The sequence below is a fragment of the Anaerolineae bacterium genome (assembly GCA_016931895.1).
Lineage (GTDB): Bacteria > Chloroflexota > Anaerolineae > 4572-78 > J111 > JAFGNV01.
On the sequence record JAFGDY010000090.1, the window covers coordinates 1 to 3,607 of the forward strand.

4 protein-coding genes are annotated in these 3,607 nt (G+C 52.3%); 3 read left to right on the forward strand and 1 reads right to left on the reverse strand.

What is annotated here, in order from left to right; translation table 11 throughout:
• On the reverse strand, positions 1-469 hold a 469-nt coding region (locus tag JW953_07055; protein ID MBN1992447.1), incomplete at its 3' end, for a glycosyltransferase family 2 protein.
• A 280-nt stretch (positions 470-749) separates the two neighbouring features.
• Between JW953_07055 and JW953_07060 the strand changes: the two genes are divergently transcribed.
• From JW953_07060 to JW953_07070, 3 genes are all read left to right on the forward strand, one after another.
• A complete protein-coding gene (locus tag JW953_07060; GenBank protein ID MBN1992448.1) occupies positions 750-1,439 on the forward strand; it encodes a PHP domain-containing protein in 690 nt (229 codons plus the stop codon).
• 26 nt (positions 1,440-1,465) lie between these two features.
• A complete protein-coding gene (locus tag JW953_07065; protein MBN1992449.1) occupies positions 1,466-2,587 on the forward strand; it encodes a hypothetical protein in 1,122 nt (373 codons plus the stop codon).
• A gap of 187 nt (positions 2,588-2,774) precedes the next feature.
• Positions 2,775-3,536, forward strand: coding sequence for an alpha/beta hydrolase (locus JW953_07070; GenBank protein MBN1992450.1), 762 nt, complete (start codon positions 2,775-2,777; stop codon positions 3,534-3,536).
• Positions 3,537-3,607: the final 71 nt, after the last annotated feature.

Here is a 3,607-nt window from a genome sequence, read left to right on the forward strand (position 1 = left end):
CATACCCGCCAATATCCAAAAACACCTGCCGGTTCACCAGATGGTTTGAGCCGGACACGGCCGGAATCCCCAAATTATGCAAGAGTTGTTGCCCGTAACTGAACCGGCGGTAGTAGCCCCTGTATTGACCTTGTGACAGTTTGGGCCCGTACAGCGAGTCGAAAGCGTGATGATACGCGCGCAACTGGTCAAAATAATCCGGGGCAAAAACAACGTCGGCGTCGGTGAACAACAGCCAGGGAGTATTGGCGGCTTCAGCCCCAATTTGACGCGCCTCGGCAATTTTGGCGGAACTGGAAATGACCCGCGTCCGGGAGGGCCGAGTTTTCCGGATCAACTCAGGGGTTTCGTCGTCGCTGGCGTCTACCACAATGAGCGACACAGCGGAATGCAGCGATTGCAAAAAAACGGGTATATTATGCGCCTCATTACGGGTAGGGACAACAACGGTTACAGCCTGGAGTTCCATTGGCCCTCACTTTAATATGGAATATGCACTGCCATCGCTAAAGTTTAGGGCTTGCAAGTTAAGAGTCTTTTAAGACCTTATTAACAACCTGTTAAAACTATGTAAATCTTGCATGATGTTTTTGGGGAGGTACAGAGGCTTACTACCAAAGATTGTTCATTAGCCAACATATTAAAAAGGGTTTACTCAAGGTTAACGAATTATTAACACGACCTTAAAACCAACTTAAACTACAAGGCTTACCCTTTGCCCGGATTATGCTGCTGGTAAAGAGGAGATTATGTGGAATAAGGCCGACCTGCACATTCACACCACCTATAGCGACGGGTTAATGGACCCCGCTGAAAATGTTGACTACATTGCCCGGCACACTCCCCTCAAAGTGATTGCCATTACCGACCACGACACCGCCGCCGGCGCATTTGTGGCCCAAGAGTATGCCCGCAGACACGCGCCGCAGCTTGAGGTTGTCATCGGTCAGGAAGTATCCACCGGGGATGGTGAACTATTGGGGCTTTTCCTGCAATCCAACCTGCCGGTGTTCAGAACCGCCGCCGAGGCGATTGGCGCAATTCACCGGCAAGGGGGCCTGGCGGTGGCCGTCCATCCCTTTACCCCCGGCAAAAGCCTGGGCGCAGCTATTCTGCATTTGCCCCTTGATGCCGTGGAGACGCGCCACGGCAGTCCGGCCAGCCTCATTGGCAATTTATTGACCCTTATCTTCAACCATTACGGGCCAAAACTGCCGCAAATGGGCAGCAGCGACTCGCATATCCCCTACAGCGCCGGGCACGCCTTTACCTGGTTTCCCGGCAGCACCAGCGCCGATTTACGCCGCGCCATCGAAACCGGCGCAATCCGGCCCGGCGGCCCCTATATGTGGAAATTCTCGGCCATGTTACGCAAGGTGCCGGTGCTTCTGCAACGGGGTTGGCCGCGCTATATCCCCCAAAAAATTCCGCAAGTATGACCACGTTTAAATGAAGAGAGGAACCGTTGCCAGTTCGCAAAATTGATGCCGCCTGCCAAAAAGATGTTCGCCAATTTGTAGAATTTCCTTTTGACCTCTACAAAGATTGTTCTCTTTGGGTGCCGCCGCTGGTTTCAAGTGTCAAGCATGCCCTCAATCGTGAAAAGCATCCCTTCTATCGCCATTCGGCCGCAGATTTTTTTGTGGCCGAACATAACGGCCAAACCCTGGGCCGGGTGGCCGTGCTAAACAACCGTAATTACAATGCGTTTCGCCGGGCCAACACCGCTTTTTTTGGCTACTTCGACGCGGTAGAAGACACCGCAGTTGCCCAAGCCCTGTTTGACGCCGCCTTTGATTGGGCCAAAGAGCAGGGCTTACAAACGATGGTTGGCCCCAGAGGTGTTTTGGCCTCAGAAGGTGGCGGGATACTGGTTGAGGGGTTTGAATATCTCCCGGCGATGGGCATTGCCTACAACTTTCCCTATTACGACCATTTGTTGAGCGCCTGTGGCTTTGAAAAAGACACGGATTATGTCTCCGGCCTGCTGCCCGGCGACTATGCCCTTGACGAACGCTTCTTTAAATTGGCCGAACGGGCCAAAACCCGGCGGGGGTTCCGCGTAAAAAAATTCAGGAATAAGGCGGAACTGCGGGCCTGGGTTCCCCGCGCTATCGAAGCGCATCGCCGGGCGTTTGAAAACACCCATACTTATTTTCCCCCCACCCGCGAAGAAACGGCTCTCATTGTTGACACGCTATTGAGCGTGGCCGAACCGGAGTTGATCAAACTGGTTCTGAAAGATGATGACATTGTGGGTTTTGTGGCGGCCTACCGCGACCTATCGCCGGGGCTGCAAAAAGCCGGCGGTCGTCTGTGGCCGTTTGGCTGGTTTTACATTTGGCAAGAACGCAGCCGGGCCAAACGGCTCAACATTAATGGGTTGGGACTGCTGCCGGAATATCGAGGGTTGGGCGTTAACACCATTCTTTACACCGAACTCCAGAAAACGGTCCAAACCCACCCGGTTGAACAGATGGAAATCATCCAAATTGAAGAAGGCAATGCCAAAAGCCTGGCCGAAATGAAAGCCATTGGGGGAATGACGTGGTACAAACGGCATCGTAGTTACCAACGCGCCCTGTGAACATACCCTATCGGTAAGTTGCCATTGTTTTCAACAAAAAGGGTCTGTCCGACATTTTAGGAGGATCGGGGGTGTGAATCTGTGCTATGCATAGACGGTGTCCCCCCCCAATTCCCCCCTGTGCTTTCCAAAAATTTTGGACGCACCCAACAAAAACCTTTCTAAAAACTGAGGCAGGAAAAGTTCTATGCTGCCAGAGTTGGTTGCGCCCCAGGTGACGTTTCACCAGATCAAACTACCGCTAACCACCTTGCACTATATCAGGTGTGGCGAAGGCCCGCCGCTGGTCATTGCCCCGGCCACCATTTCCGAAATCCGTAACTGGCTACCGTTGGCGCAATTTATGGGGCAGCGATTCACTACCTACTTTTTTGAACTACCCGGACATGGCAAATCAACCCCCTTTCCCGTTCCTTTCTCCAGCGCCTTGATCGGCGCTATGCTGGAAGAATTTATTGACCGGCTGGGTTATGCCACCGTTTCAATAATGGGCTTTTCATTTGGCGGTATTTTAGCCCTCAGAGCTTTGCACCACCTGCAATATCGCATTAAAAACATCGTGCTGATATCGCCCTTTGTTTCCAAACTGGCCCTGCAATTTTCCAACCTGCACTTGTGGGGGATCAGAACCATGACCTCTATTTTTCAGATGCCGGTTGTTCGCCAAAATTTGGTAGAGCTTATTCATAACGAGCCGGTTGGCAGCCAAATTTTGCGCCGCATGCAGCGGATTGGCAAAGTGGAAGAAACCATCTCGCTGGAAAGACGCTTAAGAGAGATCCCCACCTGCACCTTTGACGTGCTGGCCCACCAACTCAACGAAATCCTCAACGCCGACTTTCCCGCGCCGGAGAAACCTTTCCCCCAACCCTGCTATTTTGCCATGTCAACCCGCGACCCGTTGCTTAACTTCACTACCACTTTACATTTACTTGAGGCGTGGTCATAAATCATGAGCCACGCCAGGGCTTGACCTAACGTGGCTCAACCCCGTATCATTGTGATTACCCTATCTCAATA

Coding starts and splice junctions, on each gene's coding strand:
- JW953_07060 (MBN1992448.1), top strand. CDS start 750: ATGTGGAATAAGGCCGACCTGCACATTCACACCACCTATAGCGACGGG.
- JW953_07070 (MBN1992450.1), top strand. CDS start 2,775: ATGCTGCCAGAGTTGGTTGCGCCCCAGGTGACGTTTCACCAGATCAAA.